The following is a 2,847-nucleotide window of genomic DNA, read 5'->3' as shown; positions in this document are numbered from 1 at the left end:
GCTGCAGACGTTGGAGCTGACCTTGTAGGTAAAGTTGAAGCTGGAATTCCAGAAGATGACCCTAGAAACCCTGCAGTTATTGCTGATAACGTAGGAGATAATGTAGGGGACGTTGCTGGAATGGGAGCTGACTTATTTGAATCATATGTTGGTTCAATTTTATCTGGTATTACACTTGGTTCAGTTGCTTTTGGGAAAGAAGGTATTATCTTTGCATTAGCACTTGCTGCAGTTGGTATTTTAGCATCATTAATCGGTTTGTTCTGTGTTAGAGGAGATAAAGACCCTCAAAAATCATTAAATATGGGAACTATAGTTAGTTCAATTTTAACTATTGTAGCTACTTACTTTTTAAGTAATAAAATTTTAGGAAATAATTCAGCATTTATTTCATCAGTTGCTGGTATTTTAGTAGGTTTAATTATTTCACAATTTACTGAATACTATACTTCTGGAGATAAAAAGCCTGTTCAACATATAGCTGAAGAATCAGAAACTGGGTCTTCAACAAATATTATTTCTGGTTTAGCTGTTGGTATGAAATCAACTGCTGGTCCAATTATAATTATTGCTATTGGTATTTTAGTTTCATACATGGCTTCAAACGGATTCTCAAATGCTGGACAAGGATTATATGGTATCTCAGTAGCAGCTATTGGTATGCTTTCAACTTGTGGTATGACAATTGCAGTAGATGCTTATGGTCCTATAGCTGATAATGCTGGTGGTATTGCAGAAATGTGCGAATTACCTCATGAAGTTAGAAATATTACCGATAAATTAGATACTGTTGGAAATACTACAGCAGCTATTGGTAAGGGATTTGCAATTGGTTCAGCTGCATTAACAGCTTTAGCATTATTTGCTTCATACACTCAAGCAGTAAAATTAACATCTATTGATGTTACTAAACCTCAAGTAGTTGCTGGTATGTTTATTGGTGGTATGTTACCATTCTTATTCTCAGCTCTAACAATGGAAGCTGTTGGAAATGCTGCTAATGAAATGATTCAAGAAGTTAGAAGACAATTCAAAACAATTCCTGGAATTATGGAAGGAACTGGAACTCCAGATTATAGAAAATGTGTAGATATTTCAACTATGGCAGCATTAAAACAAATGATTATTCCTGGATTATTAGCTGTTGTTGTTCCAGTATTAGTTGGACTTTTAATAGGAGCTGAAGCTCTTGGTGGATTTTACGGTGGCAAGGCGCTTGGCACATTTGGCGTGATGGGCGGATATAGCTTTAATGGTAACAAGATCATCACCACTTCAGGTGGCGGCATGCTAGTTGGAGATAGTGAATTTGTGGAAAAAGCTAGATTTTACAGCACACAAGCAAGAGAGCCGCTGCTTCACTATGAGCACAAAGACTACGGCTACAATTACCGCTTAAGCAACGTCCTAGGTGCTATTGGCGTGGCTCAGATGGAAGTTTTGGAAAAAAGAGTCGAGCAAAAGAGAAGAGTATTTGATATTTATGAAAAAGAGCTTGGCGATATTTTAGAATTTATGCCAGAGCTAGCAAATTCTCGTGGAAACAGATGGCTCACAACTGGCGTTTTTGCTAAAAAAGATGCACATTTAAAAGTTATAAAAGCACTAGCTGATGCAAACATCGAGAGCCGCCCCCTTTGGAAGCCTATGCACATGCAGCCAGTATTTAAAGGCGCGCTAAGTTTTGTTGATGGATATAGCGAAGATCTATTTTCAAGAGGAATTTGCTTGCCAAGCGGCAGCGATATGAGAGAGCAGACACAAGAAAGAGTGATAAAAATAGTCAAGGAAAATGCCTAAATGTTTCATGCAACGAAGTTAAAAAGGCTCATATTTTTCCTTCTTGGCGATGTTTTTATATTTGTTTTTTCGATATATGCAGCATATCTTTTAAGATTTAACGCCGACATCCCAGATATCTACGTGCAAGGGCTTTTTGTAACGGCTGGATTTTTGATCGTATTTAAGCTCTTTTTCATGTGGATGTTTAAAATTTACAAGGTGCCGTGGAGATTTTTTGGCTTAAATGAGGCTCGTAAAATTTTCCTAGCTCACGTTTGCGCGGCGATCTTATTTACGATCGTGTTTTTCATCATACAAGATTTTTTAAATCCTTACCCAAGAAGCGTCATCTTTATCGACCTTCTCATCTCATGCCTACTTATCGGGCTTTTGAGAATTTCAAAGCGTATGGTGCTTGACTTTTCAAACAGACCTCACAAAGGTGAGCCTTGTATCGTTATAGGCGCAACTTCAAAGGCGCTTCACGTCTTACGTGGCTTAAAGCAGGGCTATCTTGACTACTACGCAGTTGGTGTGGTAGATGGCAGGAGTGATCTTATAGGTACATATTGCGATGGTTTTTTGGTGCAGGATAAAAAAGAGATACCAAATTTGATAAAAGACTACGAGGTAAAGACCGCTATCATCGCGCTTGCACTCGATCAAGACGAGCTTCAAGCTTTAGTTGATGAGCTAACTGGATATGGCATAAGAGACATGAAACTCTTTTCGCTTATCGAAAATGAGCCGATCAAAGATATCTCGATCGAAGATCTGCTCGCTAGAAAGCCAAAAGACCTTAATCCAGAGGCTATTTCAAATTTCTTAAAAGATAAAAGAGTGCTTGTCACTGGAGCTGGTGGCAGCATAGGAAGCGAAATTTGTAAGCAGTGCTTGAAATATGGCGTAAGTGAGCTTATAATGGTTGAACACAGCGAGTTTAACCTTTATAAAATAGGCGAAGATACAAGAGATAAAAGAACTGTTAGCAAGCTTGTAAATATCACAAATTTAAAAGACTTTGAAGAGGTTTTTGAAGAATTTAGACCAGAGATCGTTATCCAC

Annotated in this window: 1 protein-coding gene and 1 pseudogene; both read left to right on the top strand. The window is 38.0% G+C overall.

Annotated elements, in window-relative coordinates:
* Nucleotides 1-1,800, top strand: a 1,800-nt coding sequence (locus tag Q0296_RS11050; protein ID WP_298040552.1) for a sodium-translocating pyrophosphatase, incomplete at its 5' end; no start/stop codon positions are given.
* Nucleotides 1,801-2,847: pseudogene (pglF, locus tag Q0296_RS11045) on the top strand (UDP-N-acetylglucosamine 4,6-dehydratase (configuration-retaining)); the annotation flags it as partial.

This window comes from uncultured Campylobacter sp., assembly GCF_937890585.1.
Lineage (GTDB): Bacteria > Campylobacterota > Campylobacteria > Campylobacterales > Campylobacteraceae > Campylobacter_A.
Note: the sequence above shows the minus strand (reverse complement) of the source record. Positions and strands in the feature narration are given on the sequence as shown.